The organism is Nocardia alba NBRC 108234 (assembly GCF_001612665.1).
GTDB lineage: Bacteria > Actinomycetota > Actinomycetes > Mycobacteriales > Mycobacteriaceae > Nocardia > Nocardia alba.
Genome location: NZ_BDAX01000001.1, coordinates 289,336 through 304,862, shown reverse-complemented (window position 1 = coordinate 304,862; position 15,527 = coordinate 289,336). Strand labels below are relative to the sequence as shown.

Here is a 15,527-nt window from a genome sequence, read left to right as displayed (position 1 = left end):
TCGCGGATTCCCGCAAACCGTGCGCGGCTCAGCTCCGCTCGGAGATCGACGTCGCGCTGTTCGATCCGGCCTCGACGACGGCCTCGCGACGGACCGCACCGGTTGTCCGGCGGACGGCGCGGCGGCCCGGCGTCCAGACGGCAAGGAGCACGGCCACGCCGATGGTCAGCCCGCCGAGTACCAGCGCGGACTGCTGCATCCCGTGAATGAATGCCGCCTTCGCGAAATCGGCCAGCGGCTGTCCCGATGTTCCCGCACGCTCGGCTACCTGAAGCGCCGCCGCGAGTGAGTCCCCGACCGGTTCGCGCGCGGCCTCGGGCAGGTTGGGCAGTGCGGGAGCGATGCGCTGACCATATCCCGCCGCGAGGACACTGCCCGCGATCGCGATACCGATCGCGGCCCCGACCTCGCGCGCCGCGTCGTTGACCGCCGCGGCGACACCGTGCTTCTCGACCGGGGTGCCGTCGACTATCGCGGCGGTGGCGGGCGCGGTGCACAACCCGATACCCGCGCTCATCAGCAACAGCGGGACGAGCAGATCCAGGTAGGAGGTCTGGGCGTCGACGTGCGCGATCATGAGCAGCCCCGCCCCGATAGCCGACAATCCCACGAAAGTGGGGATGCGCAGTCCGATTCGGGCCGCCAGCGCCGGTGCGAACGCGGAGATCGCCACCATCGGAATACCCATCGGGGCGAGCGCCAGCGCCGAGACCAGTGGCCGCAAGCCCATGATGAGCTGGAGATACTGCACGATCAGCATGAACAGACCGAAGGTCACCAGGAACTGCACCGTCACGATCGCGGTGCCGCTACCGAAGCCCCGGTCGGCGAAGAGTCCGATGTCGAGCAGCGGGTGCGCGACCCGTCTCTCGATGACGACGAACGCCAGGGCGAAGCTCAGCCCGATCGCGATCGCGGCGATCACCATCGGATCGAGCCAGCCGCGCGCGGGCACTTCGATCGCCGCGAGCACGATCGCGCCGATCGCCAGGGCGCTGGTGACGGCGCCGAGTGGGTCCATCGCGGGCCTCGAGGTGTCCACCGATTCGGGCAGCGTGCAGGCAGCCACCGCGAGCACCGCACCGGCGACCGCCATCCCGATGAAAATCGAAACCCAGGAACCGTTTTCGAGCAGTACACCGGAGCCGAGGATGCCGAGGATCGCGCCGACCCCCGCGACACCGGCCCACAATCCGACGGCGCTGCCTCGCCGGTCCTCGGGAACCCCGGCGGTCAGCAGTGACAGGGTGGACGGCATCACCAGCGCCGCGCCGATCCCTGTCACGACCCGCGCGAGGATCAGCCAGGTCGGACTGTCGGACAGCAGGGTGGCCGCCGAGGCGAACGAGAAGAGGACGAGCCCGACGACGAGCACGACGCGCCTGCCGTACCTGTCGCCGATGGCGCCTCCCGGCAGGACGAGGCAGGCCAACGCCAGCGTGTAACCGTCGACGATCCAGGTGAGTTCGGCCTGGCTCGCACCGGTGTCGGCCGCGATCGCGGGCAGGGCCGAGTACAGCGCCGCCATCGAGGCGGTGACGAGAACTACCGCGAGACAGGACAGTGTCAGCAGCCAGCGCTGGGCGGCGGACAATCGGTCGCGTCCGGTGGGAACCATCGGGCCTCCGCTACTCTTAGTATCGCTTCGCTACTATGTGTAGCATAAGTACACGACGGGAGGTAGGTCGTGGGGATAGTCCACCGGCACAGCGATACTGGACATCATGAGCGGAACTGACGCCGTCGAGGTCGACCCACGCCGGGTCCGCTCGCGCGCCCGGCTACTCGACGCCGCCGCCGCGCTGCTCCAGGACGGCGGCCTGGAGGCGGTCACCGTCGAACGCGTCACCAGATTGTCCAAGGTCGCCCGAACCACCCTGTACCGGCATTTCGACAACGCGGTACAGCTGCGCGCCGCCACTGTGGAACGACTGCTGCCGTCGGTATTGGATACTCCGCCCGAAGGCCCACTGCGCGAGCGCCTCATCTCCCTGCTCGAACGCCAGGCCGAGGCGATACGGAACACGCCACTGCAGGTGTCGACCTTGGCGTGGCTGGCGACCGGCTCCGATCACAATGCCGACAATCCGGCCGTCAACTCGCTGCGCCAACGCATCATCGACCACTATCGGGTGCCGTTCGACCAGGTGCTCGATACCCCCGACGCGCACCGGCAACTGGGCGAATTCGACACCCTCTTCGTGTTGTCGCAATTGGTCGGCCCACTCGTTTTCGCCAAGCTCATCGGCTTACGCGCGACGACGCAGCAGGACTGCGCCCGGATCGTCGACGACTTTCTCGCGGCGCGCGCCGAGACTACGTCGACGTCCTGAACCACGCGCGCCACGATCACGCACGCCGCCGATCGCCGGCTCAGGGGGTGCCGGACACCAGACCCTTGCGCTCGTAGAGCTTGGCCCAGTCGGCGCGCGAGCGGATGGACACGTCGACATCGGTCGAACGGGCCCGCAGCGCCCCGACGTTGACCTCGTCGCGCTTCTTGCCCGCGAAGGGATCCCAGTTGAAGAACCGGCAGGAGTTCTGCCAGGTGATCTTGTCGACGTCGGTGTCATCGGCCCCGGCAGCCGCGAGTTCGCCGTGCACCTTCTCCGCGGCATCCGGGAAGAAGCAGTCCGAGTGCGGGTAGTCGCATTCCCAGGCGATGTTGTCGATACCGATCTCGTGGCGCAGTTTCAGCGCGGTGGGATCGGTGACGTAGCAGGCCAGCGAATGCTCTTTGAACACCTCGCTGGGCAGCTTGCCGCCGAAGTCACGCCGCAGCCAGCGCTGATTGGTGTAGTGGCGATCGCAACGATCGAGGTAGAAGGGGATCCAGCCGATGCCGCCCTCGGAGAAGGCGAACCTCAGATCGGGGTAGGCGCGCATCGCGGGCCCCCACAGCAGATCCTGGGCGGCGATCGCCGAGATCTGGGTGGCGAGCACGATCAGGTTGTCGATGGGAGCGTCCTTGGCCATGGAAATGGCCCCGAATCCGGAGCCGATGTGCAGACACATCACCACGTTCTCGTCGGACAGTGTCTGGAAGACCGGACCCCAGTAGTCGATGTCGTGGTAGCTGGGCAGACCCTCGAGGTGCGGGATCTCCGGCATAGTGACGGCGCGGCACCCCTTGGCAGCGACGCGCTTGATCTCGGCGCACATGGCTTCCACGTTCCAGGTCGGCATGAGCGCCAGCGGGAGGAAGCGGTCGGGGTAGGCGCCGCACCATTCGTCGATGTGCCAGTCGTTGTAGGCCCGCACCATGACGATGGTGACCTCGGCCTGGTGCTGGTTGAGGTGGCGCGCGGAGAATCCGGTGAAGGTCGGGAAGCACATCGAGCCGATGATGCCGTTGCGATCCATGTCACGAACCCGCTCGTGGATGTCGTAGACGCCGGGGCGCATCTCGGCGAAGCGGGCCGGATCGCGGCCCCACTCCTCGGCCGGCCACGACACGACCGCGTTCAAACCGCTGACGCCGGTCGGATTGCCCTGGTAGACCCACTGGTCGACACCCTGCTCGGTCACGATGACCTTCGGTGCCTCATCGACGTATTTCGCGGGGACGTGCCGCGCGAACATGTCGGGCGGTTCCACCACATGGTCATCGATGCTCACCAGGACCATGTCATCGATCTTCATTCTCACTCCTCGAGTGGTTCCTGTCACAAAGGGATACCTTTGTTGTACTCTGCGCAACCATGACCGCCTCTACACATTCGGCCATACCTCATGCAGAATCGGCCAATGTTGCCCACCTTCGCCGCAGCGCGGCGGTGCGGGCCGGTAGCCATCTCTACGCAGGTGGTCACTTCGTGACCACCTGGCACAGCCACGACATGCATCAGATCGAGTACGCGGTCGGCGGCGTGGTGGAGGTGGAAACCGCGACCACGCACTACCTGTTGCCCCCACAGCAGGCGGTGTGGATTCCGTCCGGTCTGCGCCATCGGGCGACGATGAGCGCCAACGTGCAGTGCGTGGCGGTGATGTTCGATCCGGAGTTGATCCCCTTCGACGGCTCCCGCGCCGCGGTCCTCAATGTGTCCCAGCTCATCCGCGAGATGATCATCTACGCCCAGCGCTGGCCGATCGATCGGTTGTCCGACGAGCCGAGGGCCGAACGCTATTTCCGCACGCTGGGCGACCTCGTACTCGATGCCATCGACTCCGATGAGGCCCTGCTCAATCTCCCGGTCTCCGACCATCCGATCGTCCACGCGGCCATGACCCACACCAAAGAACATCTCCACGAGGTCACCATCGCCGAGGTCAGCCGGGCCTGCGCGGTTTCCGACCGCACACTGCGGCGCCTGTTCGAAGCGCACGCGGGGTGCTCGTGGCGCACCTACCTGCTGCACGCCCGGATGTTGCGCGCCATGGCGCTGCTGGCCTCACCGGGACAGAGCGTGCAGGAGACCGCCCGTGCCGTCGGATTCGACAACGCGAGTTCGTTCACCCGCGCATTCACCGAGTTCTGTGGTCGGTCACCGTCGGCCTACAGTCGGCGCAGCGCGACGGGCTATCACGCCGGTGCGAGCGGCGCCTGACCAGCCGCTCACACCGGCGCCGGACCACGACATCGGCAGATGCCGTCGCGCCCCACTAGTCGTACAGGGCGTGTACCAGCAGTCCCCGACATTTGCCCGCCACCGATGCCCGTTCGCCTTCGGGCGTCTTGTTGAGCAACGCTGCCAGCATTCCCACGGCGAGGAAGATCTCCTCGGCGGTGACGCCCCTGCGCACGCTGCCGCGACTACTGTCATCGGCGAGTTTCTCGTCGAGCAGGGCGTAGAGGCGGGCGATGATGCCCGCCAGACGTGGATCGCTGCTGTCCGCGACCCGGAACAGGTCGAACAGCACCGCGACCTCGACGATCTGGTCGAACATCTCCGTCAGCAGTTCGTCCAGGGTCGACTCGACGTTGGCGACCATCGCCTCCAACTGGTCGAGGTTCTCCTCGAAGACCGCGAGAATGATCGCCTCGCGGCTCGGAAAATGTCGATACAGACTGCCCTGACCCACACCCGCCGTGCGCGCGATCAGGTTCATCGGAACATCGAGGCCGTGTTCGGCGAACGCCGCCTTCGCCGCGACCAGCAGGGCGACCCGATTTCCCGCGGCAGCTGCGGGCCCCCTGTTGGTGCGACGTGGCGTTGTCATCCGGACAACGTTACCCATCAGCAGATCCGGTCCGGTACCGAACGACGCCGTAGCCGCTGATCGAGTGCGCGCCCACCGGACAACTTTGCACACCACGTTTGTACAGAACGTGGACCGCGAGCCATCCGGACATGACAGTCCGGTTGCGCTAAGATGCGACTATGCCGGCATTCGCACTCTCCGACAACACATCCGCGCGCCGCGTGCAGCCGACCCGATCCCACTACCGCCCGACCGCGCGGTGAGGACGGCGACCCCACGCACGGACCGCCACCTTCGCGAGCCGACGCTCGCCCCCGTGGAGGACAGATCAGCGGCCCTCACTTGGCTCTCGGCCTTCGCCCTGCGGATGCGATCCGAGACCGAATGCGAGCTGATCCTGGCCGCCGTCGATGCCGCGATCGGGGAAACCTTCCCGCACTACCTCGCCGATATCGAAGTCCATCGGGAAGTCCGGGCGGCCACCAGAGCCCACTGGTTGGGCTTTCTCACGGTGATCGGGCGCACGCCGTTCGAAGCGCGCCCGCCCGCCGAGGCCGTGGACGGCGCGCGGACCATCGCTCGCCGCGGCTACGGCGTGGACATACTGCTCAAAACCTACCGAGCCGCGCAGCGGGGGCTGTGGCGATACATCACCGAGGTGCTTCACCAGCAGATCTCCGATCCCGCGCTGCGCGGGGCCGTGCTGGTCATCTTCTGGGAGCACAGCACCCTGTGGCTCGACACCTGTCTCGACGGCATCGTCGCCGCGTACATGAACGAGCGCGAGCACCACACCCGCAACTCCGATGCGCAGCGCACCGAGATCGTGCAGGCGATCCTGCGCGGTGAGCCGGCGCCACCCGCCGATTCGCCCGACAACCTCGGACACCCGATGGACAACGTCCAGGTCGCGCTCATCCTCTGGACCGACCCCGAAGTGCCCGCTCGACACGCCACCGGCCTGCTCCGTGAATACGCCGCCCGGATCGCGCACGCGCTCGGGGCGCCCGCGCCGCTGCTGATCAGCAGCGGCGTCCACGGCCTGTGGGCCTGGATCGCCACACCCCCGCCGGCGAACATCGCCGATGTGCCGGTGCCGCCGAACGCACACATCCATGTGGCGATCGGTACGCCGCGCCCCGGCCTGGCGGGCTTTCGGCGCAGCCATCTGGAAGCCGGCGCCGCCGCGCGGATCGCGACCAGCGCCAAGCACGCCACCGCGGTCACCGCGTACCAGGACGTCGAGCTGGTGTGTCTGCTCACCGGCGACGGTGACATCGCATCCGTGCGCGCGCTCGTCGAGCGCGAACTCGGCCAGCTCGCCGATCGCAGCGAGCAATGCGCCCGCCTTCGCGACACAGTGTGCGAATTCTTCTACGCCGGAGGCAATATCGACGCGACCGCGAGTCGGCTCGGCGTGCACGGCAATACGGTCAGGTATCGGCTCAAGCAGGCGGAGCGCCGCCTGGGCCATCCGATCGAGGCCCGACGGGTCCACATCGAGCTGGCGCTGCGCTGCCTCAGGGTCTACGGCGAGGAACTGCTCCCGGCGCCGTAGCCGCCCGTGCCCGGTTGGGCGCGCCGTGACGACGCGCCCAACCGGTTCTCTCCGGCGAACCGCTCAGATCACCGAACCCACATCGGTGCGCACCAGGACATCCACCGCGCGTTCGGCGATCGCGGCGATGGTCATGGACGGGTTGCACGCCGCGGTGTTGCCGGGCATGAGGGCGCCGTCGAGCACATAGAGGCCGCGCTGACCACGCACTCGGCCGTCCAGGTCGCACACGCTGTCCATGTTCGCGCCGCCGAGCGGGTGCCACGTCGATGGGAAGACCGCGTTGGTGTCGAGCAACTGCGCGCTCGGTCCCGCGATCCGGCGCACGGCGGGGTCGATGTGGCCCACCTGGATAGCCTGGTCGCCGTCGGACGGCCAGCGCAGTGTCGCGGCATCCGAGCCCGCGTCGTAGACGAATTCGCCGCGGCTCTCGCTCACGCCGTAACCGACCATCATGGTGGCGCCCGCGTCCAGCGACAGCGGCGGCAGCGACGCCTGGATCACCGTGAACGCCGAGTGCGGATCGTCCCAGTTCTTGCTGCCGTAGACCACCGGACCACCCTGCGCGGAACCGAATCCCGCCGCCGGATCGCGCCAGACATAGATGCGGTCGGCGTTGGTGCCCCAGCCCTTGCCCAGTTCGTCGGGCAGATCCGGGATCGCGCCCGTGGCGCCGGCCCGCACCAGCAGGCGGGTGGTGTTGAGGCTGCCCGCGGCGAGCACCAGGGTGCCCGTGGTGATGATCTTGTTCTCCTGAACGACACCCGCGGTGTCGACCCGGTCGACCCGCACCACCCAGCGACCGTCGGGCGCCCGCTCGATGTCGGTGACCTCGTGCAGGGTCTGCACGTCCACCTTCCCGGTCGCCTCCGCGGCCGCGACATAGGTGACATCGACGGTGTTCTTGCCGCCGTTGTTCACGCCCATCGCACCGTCACCGTTGGTGTAGGACGGCTTCATCTCCCCACGCAATTCGGCGAGCGCGTAGTTCCAGTCGATCGGCATCGGGATCTTCGACAGCGGCATCCCGGCCCCGCGCACCCGATCGGCGAAGACCCGCGCGGCCGCGTAAGGCGCGCTGTTGACCAGCTCGTCGGGCGCGGTGGCGAGGCCGAGCATGCGCGCGACGCGGGGGTAGTACACCTGGTCCATCTGCTGCCAGTTCAGCCCGGCCGGGAAGTGCGTTTCGAACACCTCGCGGGTCGGCTGCAGCGACATGCCCTGATACACCAGCGATCCGCCACCGAGACCGGCCGCGCACAGCGCCGTCATCCCGCTGCCCGCGACGGCTTCGACCAGTCCGGTATAGGGCTCGAACACCAGTGGCGTACCGAACAGCGACGGGCTGGAGCGATGCCAGAGCAACCGCTTGTCGGGCTGGGTGGCATGCGGGAAAGTCTCCGCGTTCGGCCCGGTGACCCAGCGCTTGCCGCGCTCGAGCATCAGCACCGGCACCCCGGCCTGAGCCAGCCGCAGCGCGGTGACGCCACCGCCGAAGCCGGAGCCGATCACCACCACCCGGCGCTCCTCCCTGGTCAGCGGGACACCACCGGTGCGGGCGGCGATCCCGTTCTCCGCGGCGGCGGCGCGCGAGGAGGCGAGCAGCAAGCCCGCGGCGGCGGCACCACTGAACAGGGAACGGCGGGTCATCGTAGGCATAGCAGCACTTTCTTCGAGTCGTTGTTGTCCGCGCACGGGTCAGTCCCCGCGCCGGTCCAGTAGGAGAGTCATCAGCCCGATTTCCTGCCCCTGGGTGCGCACCATCTCGCGGGCGCTGCGTCGCACCTCACCATCGGTGAGTACGGCGTCCGCCGCGGCGGCCATCTCGACGGCGCCGGCGTGGTGGCGACGCATCAGTCGCAGGAAAGCGATTTCGGCCTGGACGCCGCGCGCGGCAGCGAGTTCGTCCAGCTCGGCAGCCGAAGCCGTTCCCGGCATCGTCGGGGACAGATCGCCGGCCGAATGGTGGTGCGTTCCAGCCATCTTCGGCATCCACGCCATCTGGCGCGCATTGACGACGGGCGCACCGGCCAACCGGAGCCAGCCGAGCAACATGCCCAGTTCGGTTCGCTGGCCGTCGGCGATCTGCCGGGCCAGACCGACGACGAACGGATCGGCGTCGGTGTCGAGTCGCTGGGTGAGCGCCAGCGCTTGGCCGTGGTGGGCCACCATGTCCTGCACGAAACCGATCTCGATCTCGTTCAGAACCGCCGGGGCGGTGGCGCCGGCGGGCAGCACGGGTCGCAGGGCCGCACCCATCACGAGCAGTAGCAGGGCGAGCCCGGCGAGCCCGGCCGAGCGGAAACCGCTGCGCCGATTCATGATCCGGTGGTCGAGTTCTGATCGGGCGGCGGGGAGTAGACCTGGGGTGACAGCTCCAGCGCCATGAATCCGTTGTCGGCGCAGGTGGTCCAGAGCTGGTTTCCGCGCCATTCCGGCGGCGAGAAGCACCAGTCGGTGGACAGGTCACCGGAGGCCGCCATTCCGGTCCGGGGGCTCAGCGCCTGCGCGGGATCGAATTCGCCCCCCAGGATCGCCTGCGCGACCGAGGGTGCCGACAGGATCGGCAGGCCGATGATCGAGGAGAGCGCATGCGGCGAGTTCGACAGCGCCTCGTTCTCCCCCGTCCGGGCGGGCGGGTTGAAATAGCCGATCTCGGTGACGTTTCCGGGGTCACGCACATCGAAGACGCGGATTCCCGACGAAGTCCAGCCGCACGCCAAGGCCGTGGGATCGGCGGGCCGGTCGGCCGCGCAGTAGTGCGCGTCGTAGGAGAACACCGAGCCGCCCGCGGCCGAGGCGAGCATCGAGTCCTGGTTTTCGGGCAGGTTGATCTCGAGCTTGATCGAACGAACGATCCGTGGGTGACGCTCGTCGGAGACATCGATGAGTTTGACCCCACCGGATCCGGCTTCGTCGACGGCGAACACGTGGGGCACTCCCCCGTAGGTCACCGGAACGGCGTGCTGTGTCGCCCAGCCGTCCGTCCACGTCAGATCAGCGAGCTCGGGAACCTGCGGCGCGAGGTCGCGCCGCTGGACCGCGCTGATGTCGAGGATCTTCATCCCGCCGAAATTGTTCGCCAGGTAGAGGCGGTTGCCGTCGGGCGAGATGCCGACCCCGTGCATGGACAGCCCGGGCAACCCCTGCCACACCACCCGCGGATTCGCCGGGTCGGTCAGGTCTACCGCGCTGAGCAGGCCCGGCGCGGTGCCCGAACTCCAATAGGTGCGACCGTCCGGGGAGAAGCCGCCCTCGTGCGCGATGATCGGCAGGGGTCGGGACGGATCGGTTCCGACGCCCGGATTCAGCAGGCGTGGATGCGCGCAGTCGCTGATGTCGTAGACCGAGAGCAGGCCCGCGCCGGTCAGGAACGGGACACCCGCGCCGACCAGGAGTTTGCGAGTCTTGTTGACTTTCAGACTCTCCCAGGTTCCCGCCTGCATCGCGGGCTCGGTCAGCGTCGCGGTGTGCACGGGCGCGGCCGGGTCCCGCACGTCAAGGACCCGCACGCCGCTGTCCGGTCCGAGCTGGTGGCCGGGAAAGAGTGTGCCGATGTAGGCGCAGTGCTCGAAGGTCACCGAGGTGATGCCACCGCCCTGTCCGCCCGCGGCACCGAGTAGCCGCATATTGCACCGGAACCCGTCCCGAGAACGACCGCTGTCGCGGTCGGCGGCGGAAACGTCGCCCTGGAGGCCGGGTTCGGGAGCCGAACCGGGCAGACAGTCGACGCGGGTCGCGGACGGCGCGGAATGCGCGGTCACCGCACCGATCGAGGCCAGCAGCGCGGCGGCCAGTATCAGTCCGGCGCGCCGATGCGCACGGGCAGAAAAAGTGATCATCTGTGCTGTTGTCGCCCCACGTGAGGGCGCCTTTCTCGAGTAGTAACCGTGTTACTGATCGCAGACGGTACCACTCGAGAAACGCCGGGAACCGGGAATCGGGAAATCGCTTTTCAGCGCACTCGGTCGCTGCGCTCCCCTTCGACCTCACGCAAGAACGACTCGATGAGGTCGACGACATCGGCGTGGCCGGTGTCGACGTCGAAGGCCTCCTCCATCCGCAGGAAGCGCGAGATGCTCGACATCAGCAACACCAGGGCGCCGGGCGTGTAGCGGGCCGCGACGGCACCGTAGTCGGCGAGGATCTTCGCCACGGCCTCGAGCTGAAGCGAGCGGAATCGCCGCGAGGATTCGGAGATCTCGGCCCTGATCGCCTTGCGATGGTTCGCCAGGGCAACGAATTCCATCGTCAGGGCGGTGTGCGACTGATCGTGAATGGAGTCCCACAGCGCCCATAACGGCTGAGCCGAGGCCAGCGCGCGCAGCTGACGTTCGTAGCTGGCGTCGGCGCCCCGCCGGAACAGTTCGACGAACAAGCTGTCCATGTTGCCGAAGTAGTAGTAGACGAGCGCGGGATTCACCCCGGCCCTGGTACCGAGGCGCCGGGAACTGACGGCGGCGTAGCCCTCCTCCAACATGATGTGCTCGGCCGCCTCCAGCAGCGCGGAGCGCGACGTGGAGTTCTCGGCGTCGGAGTTGTGCTCGGGCTTCACATGCAGACCTGTCTGTCGTGCGAGAGGCGCTCGGCCTGCCGCGTGGATCGCTATTCATGATCGAGGGCGCCCAGCGATGTTGGGGTTCACCAGCTTACGACCGTGCGGGGTCGTAATCGTCGGCAAGACCGGATCGAGAATCCGACTCTTGACAGTGGTGATCGCCGTCACGTATATCTTAATCACTCGCTCAAGTTGAGCACTCGATTAACAAAGGAAACGGCCTTCTCGGCCACTCCAGTAGCCCACCGACGGCCGGTCCATCGCGACCCGCCCATTCCGCGCAGCACGTCTCCGCGCGCCGACGACTTTCCGTCCCCGGATCCGGCGATCGCCCATCTCGCCGACGAGCAGAGGAACACCTATGAGCAACACAGCCACAACGGTTTCGGAGCCGGTCGGCGACCGGTCGGCATCAGCCCGGGTTGCGGTGGTGACCGGCGGAGCGTCCGGGATGGGGCTGTCCATCTGCGAGGCGCTCGCCGATGCCGGACATCGGGTCGCGGTGCTCGACGTGGACGGCGCGGCCGCCCAGCGCGTCGCCGAACAGTTGCGCGCCGCCGGTGCGACGGCGATGGCCTGCGCGGTCGATGTCACCGATCGAGACGCGGTTCGGGAGGCGATCGGCAAGGTGCGCGCGGAGTTCGGCGCGATCGAAATCCTTGTCACCAGTGCGGGTTCCGTCGATTTCGCGCCGTTCACCGACATCACCGAGCAGGCGTGGAACCGCGTCGTCGACGTGAACCTGAACGGGGTTTTCCACTGCACGCAAGCCGTTGTCTCGGACATGGTGGCCACCGGATGGGGTCGCATCGTGACGATCTCGTCGTCGAGCGCGCAACGCGGCTCGCCGGGCATGGTGCACTACACCGCCTCCAAAGGGGCGGTCGTCGCGATGACGAAGGCATTGGCGCGTGAATACGCCGCCGCCGGCATCACCGTCAATACGATTCCGCCGTCGGGCATCGACACGCCCATGTCGCGCCAGTCGCAGGCGGCCGGGCATCTGCCCGCGAGTGCCGTCATGGCCAAGGCCATTCCGGTCGGGCACCTGGGCACCGGTGAGGACATCGCCGCCGCGTGTGTCTTCCTGTGTTCGGAACAGGCCGGCTACATCACCGGGCAGGTCCTCGGCGTCAACGGTGGGTCGGTGATATGAAACGGTCCGCCGCTCCCCGGCTCGCGCCCCTGCCGGTGCGGGAGTGGAGCGAGGACGCGCGCGCGATGATGCGCGGACACGTGAAATCGGCCGACCGCTATCTCTCCGGGGCGCCCGACGCGCCACCGATGCCGGGCATCCTCGGCGTGCTGGCCCACCATTCCGAGCTGGCCGGTGCGTGGCTGGCCTACAACGGCCTGCTGCTCGAGCACCCCACCATCGACCCGGGTGACCGCGAACTGGTGATCCTGCGCGTCGCGTGGCGCACCGAATCGGAATACGAATGGGCACAGCACGTTCGGATCGCCACGGGTCTCGGCCTCACCGCGGAGCAGCTCGAGGCGGTGCGCGACGGACCGCGGGCACCGGTGTGGTCACCGAGGCAGCGCGCCCTGCTGGCCATGACCGACCAACTGCTGGAGTCACATCGCGTCGACGACGCCACCTGGGCGCAGCTCGAACTCGACTTCGACAGTCGGCAACTGATCGAGCTGTTGTTCGTCGCGGGCTCCTACCTCTGCCTGGCGATGGTGTTCAACAGCGTCGCCCTGCAACCGGACCCCGAACAGGAGGAACGACCATGAGCAAAGTCGTCAACGAACCGGCCGCGCCACATCAATGGCCGAGACCACCCGAAGGCACCTGGACCCAGCACTATCCCGAGCTCGGCACGTCGATGATGTCGTTCGAGGATTCGGTGTCGCCCGAATTCTTCGAACTCGAGCGCGAGGCCATCTTCAAACGCGCCTGGCTCAATGTGGGTCGGGTGGAACAGGTACCGAAGACCGGCAGCTACTTCACCAAAGAACTCGATGTGGCGCGCGCGTCGCTCATCGTGGTGCGTGATCACGACGGTTCGGTCAAGGCCTTCCACAATGTGTGTCGCCATCGCGGGAACAAGCTCGTCTGGAACGAGTTTCCCAAAGAGGAGACCTCGGGAATATGCCGCCAGTTCACCTGCAAATACCACGGTTGGCGCTACGGTCTCGACGGCGCACTGAGCTTCGTCCAGCAGGAGAACGAGTTCTTCGACCTCGATAAATCGCAGCTCGGCCTGAGTCCGGTGCACTGCGACGTGTGGGCCGGCTTCATCTTCGTCAACCTCGACGCCACGCCCCGGCAGACACTGCGAGAATTCCTCGGCCCGATGATCACCGATCTGGATGGCTACCCGTTCGACAAGATGACCGAATGGTACGAATTCAGCGCCGACAACCAGAGTAACTGGAAGTTGTTCGCCGACGCGTTCCAGGAGTACTACCACGTGCCCGGGCTGCACTCGCAGCAGGTTCCCAGCGCGGTGCGCACCCCGGGCAAGGGTTTCGAGTGCGCGCATTTCCAGGTCGACGGCCCCCATCGGATGGTCTCCACCGGCGGCGCGCGACGCTGGACATTGCCGGCGGAGTTCATGTACCCGATCGAACGGGTGACCCGTAGTGGCCTGGTCGGCCCGTGGGAGTCGCCGGAGCTGGGCGAGCTGCCCAAGGGCTTGAATCCCGGCCGGATCGAGCCGTGGGGTATCGACAACTTCCAGATCTTCCCCAATATCGAGATCCTCATCTACCGCGGCTGGTATCTGCTCTACCGCTATTGGCCGACCTCCTACAATTCCCATCGGTTCGAGGGAATGTTGTGCTTTCAGCCCGCGCGCACAGTGCGCGAAAGGGTCGAGCACGAGGTCGCCTCGGTCGTCTTCAAGGAGTTCGCACTCCAGGACGCGGGCATGCTCACCGGCACCCAGACCGCGCTGGAATCGGCCTATCGCACCGCCGGCATGACCCACTTCCCGGTCAATGATCAGGAAATCCTGGTGCGCCACTTCCACAAGGCCGTCGCCGACTGGGTCGACGTGTACCGGCACGATCTGGCCGGGGCGGATGCGCGATGACATCGACCATGCTGCCGCCCGCCTTCGCCGACCTCGAACGGTTCGCCGTCGACTGGTGCCTGCCGACCGAAGCCGAGCGCTACGCCCGCCGCCTGGCCAGCCCCATGCAGGAATTGATCGACTTCTACGACGCGTGCTTCCCGCGCGTCGAGGACGCCCTGTCCTACTGCGACAAGTTCTCGCTCGAGGAATTGCCCGAGGACGCGATACACCTGCTGCACCTGGTGTATTCGCTGGTGATGGTCGCGATGGCCGTCGAGATCTTCCAACAACCCAAGCCCGTCGACAGCGCCGACGCCGAACTCGCGCGCGTCAGCGCTCCCTGGCCGTAGGACACGAAGGAACTTTCATCATGACGATTACCATCGAGAAACTCGGCCAGGCCGTCGGAGCCGAGGTCATCGGCGTTCGGCGCGAGCAATTGCTCAGCGACAGCAGCGTCGCCGCGACCGTGATGTCGGCCCTCGAGGAGAACGGAGTGCTGGTCTTCCGGGACCTGCATCTGGACCCCGAAACCCAGGTGGCGTTCTGCCGCACGCTCGGACAGGTGGACATCTCCCCCGGGCACCATCCGGTGGAGGGCATCTACCGGGTCAGCCTCGACACCACCAAGAACTCGTCGGCGAGCTATCTGCGCGCGACCTTCGACTGGCATATCGACGGCTGCACGCCCGAAGACGACGCGTACCCGCAGATGGCGACCGTGCTCACCGCCAAGGCCGTCGCCGCCACCGGCGGTGAGACCGAATTCGCCAGCACCTACAAGGCTTTCGACGACTTGACCACGGAGGAGCAGACGTCGCTGCGGTCCTTGCGCGTGGTGCATTCGCTCGAGGCGTCGCAGCGCGGGGTGAACGCGGACCCGACGCCCGAACAGCTGGTGGCGTGGCGCCGACGTCCGATCAAGGAACACCCGCTGATCTGGACACACAAAACCGGACGGCGCTCGCTGGTTCTCGGCGCGTCGACCGATCACGTGGTCGGAATGCCCGCCGACGAGAGCCGGGCCCTGCTCGACGGACTGCTGAACCGCTGCACCGCACCCGACCGCGTCTACCGCCACACCTGGGCGGTCGGGGACACGGTGATCTGGGACAACCGCGGTGTCATCCACCGCGCCGCGCCCTACCCGTCGGGTTCCGCGCGAGAGATGTTGCGCACCACGGTGCTCGGTGAAGAACCGATCGAATAGCCCACCGATACCGCTTTTTTCAGGAGTACA

At 67.2% G+C, this 15,527-nt stretch carries 15 protein-coding genes; 8 read left to right on the top strand and 7 right to left on the bottom strand.

The genetic code is table 11. From position 1 onward, the window contains the following. Positions 1-28: 28 nt before the first annotated feature. Complete coding sequence (locus NA12_RS01440; protein ID WP_067445058.1) at positions 29-1,618, bottom strand: MFS transporter; 1,590 nt, start codon at positions 1,616-1,618, stop codon at positions 29-31. Positions 1,619-1,724: 106 nt separating this feature from the next. Between NA12_RS01440 and NA12_RS01435 the strand changes: the two genes are divergently transcribed. Continuing rightward, positions 1,725-2,333 (top strand): TetR/AcrR family transcriptional regulator, encoded by a 609-nt coding sequence (locus tag NA12_RS01435; protein ID WP_067445057.1) that lies wholly within the window; start codon positions 1,725-1,727, stop codon positions 2,331-2,333. A 40-nt stretch (positions 2,334-2,373) separates the two neighbouring features. On the opposite strand, the gene NA12_RS01430 is transcribed toward NA12_RS01435, so the two are convergent. Continuing rightward, entirely contained in the window at positions 2,374-3,642 is a 1,269-nt protein-coding gene (locus tag NA12_RS01430) for an amidohydrolase family protein (RefSeq protein WP_067445054.1), read from the bottom strand. Positions 3,643-3,701: 59 nt separating this feature from the next. Here NA12_RS01430 and NA12_RS01425 point away from each other — a divergent pair, with 59 nt between their 5' ends. Beyond that, entirely contained in the window at positions 3,702-4,550 is an 849-nt protein-coding gene (locus NA12_RS01425) for an AraC family transcriptional regulator (RefSeq protein WP_067445050.1), read from the top strand. 55 nt (positions 4,551-4,605) lie between these two features. Here the strand turns inward: NA12_RS01425 and NA12_RS01420 are convergent, their stop codons facing one another. Beyond that, on the bottom strand, positions 4,606-5,163 hold the full coding sequence (locus NA12_RS01420) for a TetR/AcrR family transcriptional regulator (RefSeq protein WP_067445047.1): 558 nt from the start codon (positions 5,161-5,163) through the stop codon (positions 4,606-4,608). Between the two features lie 298 nt (positions 5,164-5,461). Here NA12_RS01420 and NA12_RS01415 point away from each other — a divergent pair, with 298 nt between their 5' ends. Then, a complete protein-coding gene (locus tag NA12_RS01415; protein ID WP_132369825.1) occupies positions 5,462-6,703 on the top strand; it encodes a PucR family transcriptional regulator in 1,242 nt (413 codons plus the stop codon). Positions 6,704-6,766: 63 nt separating this feature from the next. Here NA12_RS01415 and NA12_RS01410 read toward each other — a convergent pair whose 3' ends face one another. The 4 genes from NA12_RS01410 to NA12_RS01395 all read right to left on the bottom strand — a co-directional run bounded on the left by NA12_RS01410 (position 6,767) and on the right by NA12_RS01395 (position 11,258). Continuing rightward, positions 6,767-8,362: a GMC oxidoreductase gene (locus tag NA12_RS01410; RefSeq protein ID WP_067445041.1), complete on the bottom strand. Its 1,596-nt coding sequence runs from the start codon at positions 8,360-8,362 to the stop codon at positions 6,767-6,769. A 39-nt stretch (positions 8,363-8,401) separates the two neighbouring features. Further along, entirely contained in the window at positions 8,402-9,025 is a 624-nt protein-coding gene (locus NA12_RS01405) for a DUF305 domain-containing protein (RefSeq protein WP_067445038.1), read from the bottom strand. Next, positions 9,022-10,545, bottom strand: a complete 1,524-nt coding sequence (locus tag NA12_RS01400) for an LVIVD repeat-containing protein (protein WP_067445035.1) — start codon at positions 10,543-10,545, stop codon at positions 9,022-9,024. Before NA12_RS01400 ends, NA12_RS01405 begins: the two co-directional genes overlap by 4 nt. Before the next feature lie 113 nt (positions 10,546-10,658). Beyond that, positions 10,659-11,258, bottom strand: coding sequence for a TetR/AcrR family transcriptional regulator (locus NA12_RS01395; RefSeq protein ID WP_067445032.1), 600 nt, complete (start codon positions 11,256-11,258; stop codon positions 10,659-10,661). 364 nt (positions 11,259-11,622) lie between these two features. Between NA12_RS01395 and NA12_RS01390 the strand changes: the two genes are divergently transcribed. Genes NA12_RS01390 through NA12_RS01370 form a run of 5 tightly spaced genes read left to right on the top strand, consistent with a single transcriptional unit; the run spans position 11,623 to position 15,497 of the window. Further along, entirely contained in the window at positions 11,623-12,417 is a 795-nt protein-coding gene (locus NA12_RS01390; protein ID WP_067445029.1) for an SDR family NAD(P)-dependent oxidoreductase, read from the top strand. Further along, positions 12,414-13,001 (top strand): carboxymuconolactone decarboxylase family protein, encoded by a 588-nt coding sequence (locus NA12_RS01385; protein ID WP_067445025.1) that lies wholly within the window; start codon positions 12,414-12,416, stop codon positions 12,999-13,001. Before NA12_RS01390 ends, NA12_RS01385 begins: the two co-directional genes overlap by 4 nt. Next, positions 12,998-14,305 (top strand): aromatic ring-hydroxylating oxygenase subunit alpha, encoded by a 1,308-nt coding sequence (locus NA12_RS01380; protein ID WP_067445021.1) that lies wholly within the window; start codon positions 12,998-13,000, stop codon positions 14,303-14,305. Before NA12_RS01385 ends, NA12_RS01380 begins: the two co-directional genes overlap by 4 nt. Continuing rightward, the gene (locus NA12_RS01375; protein WP_067445018.1) at positions 14,302-14,637 is read left to right on the top strand and encodes a hypothetical protein; all 336 of its coding nucleotides are present in this window, start codon (positions 14,302-14,304) and stop codon (positions 14,635-14,637) included. The genes NA12_RS01380 and NA12_RS01375 overlap by 4 nt, the downstream gene beginning before the upstream one ends. A gap of 20 nt (positions 14,638-14,657) precedes the next feature. Beyond that, complete coding sequence (locus NA12_RS01370) at positions 14,658-15,497, top strand: TauD/TfdA dioxygenase family protein (RefSeq protein WP_067445014.1); 840 nt, start codon at positions 14,658-14,660, stop codon at positions 15,495-15,497. Positions 15,498-15,527: the final 30 nt, after the last annotated feature.

Coding starts and splice junctions, on each gene's coding strand:
- NA12_RS01410 (WP_067445041.1), bottom strand. CDS start 8,362: ATGCCTACGATGACCCGCCGTTCCCTGTTCAGTGGTGCCGCCGCCGCG.
- NA12_RS01380 (WP_067445021.1), top strand. CDS start 12,998: ATGAGCAAAGTCGTCAACGAACCGGCCGCGCCACATCAATGGCCGAGA.
- NA12_RS01385 (WP_067445025.1), top strand. CDS start 12,414: ATGAAACGGTCCGCCGCTCCCCGGCTCGCGCCCCTGCCGGTGCGGGAG.
- NA12_RS01370 (WP_067445014.1), top strand. CDS start 14,658: ATGACGATTACCATCGAGAAACTCGGCCAGGCCGTCGGAGCCGAGGTC.
- NA12_RS01435 (WP_067445057.1), top strand. CDS start 1,725: ATGAGCGGAACTGACGCCGTCGAGGTCGACCCACGCCGGGTCCGCTCG.
- NA12_RS01405 (WP_067445038.1), bottom strand. CDS start 9,025: ATGAATCGGCGCAGCGGTTTCCGCTCGGCCGGGCTCGCCGGGCTCGCC.
- NA12_RS01440 (WP_067445058.1), bottom strand. CDS start 1,618: ATGGTTCCCACCGGACGCGACCGATTGTCCGCCGCCCAGCGCTGGCTG.
- NA12_RS01400 (WP_067445035.1), bottom strand. CDS start 10,545: ATGATCACTTTTTCTGCCCGTGCGCATCGGCGCGCCGGACTGATACTG.
- NA12_RS01430 (WP_067445054.1), bottom strand. CDS start 3,642: ATGAAGATCGATGACATGGTCCTGGTGAGCATCGATGACCATGTGGTG.
- NA12_RS01375 (WP_067445018.1), top strand. CDS start 14,302: ATGACATCGACCATGCTGCCGCCCGCCTTCGCCGACCTCGAACGGTTC.
- NA12_RS01390 (WP_067445029.1), top strand. CDS start 11,623: ATGAGCAACACAGCCACAACGGTTTCGGAGCCGGTCGGCGACCGGTCG.
- NA12_RS01420 (WP_067445047.1), bottom strand. CDS start 5,163: ATGACAACGCCACGTCGCACCAACAGGGGGCCCGCAGCTGCCGCGGGA.
- NA12_RS01425 (WP_067445050.1), top strand. CDS start 3,702: ATGACCGCCTCTACACATTCGGCCATACCTCATGCAGAATCGGCCAAT.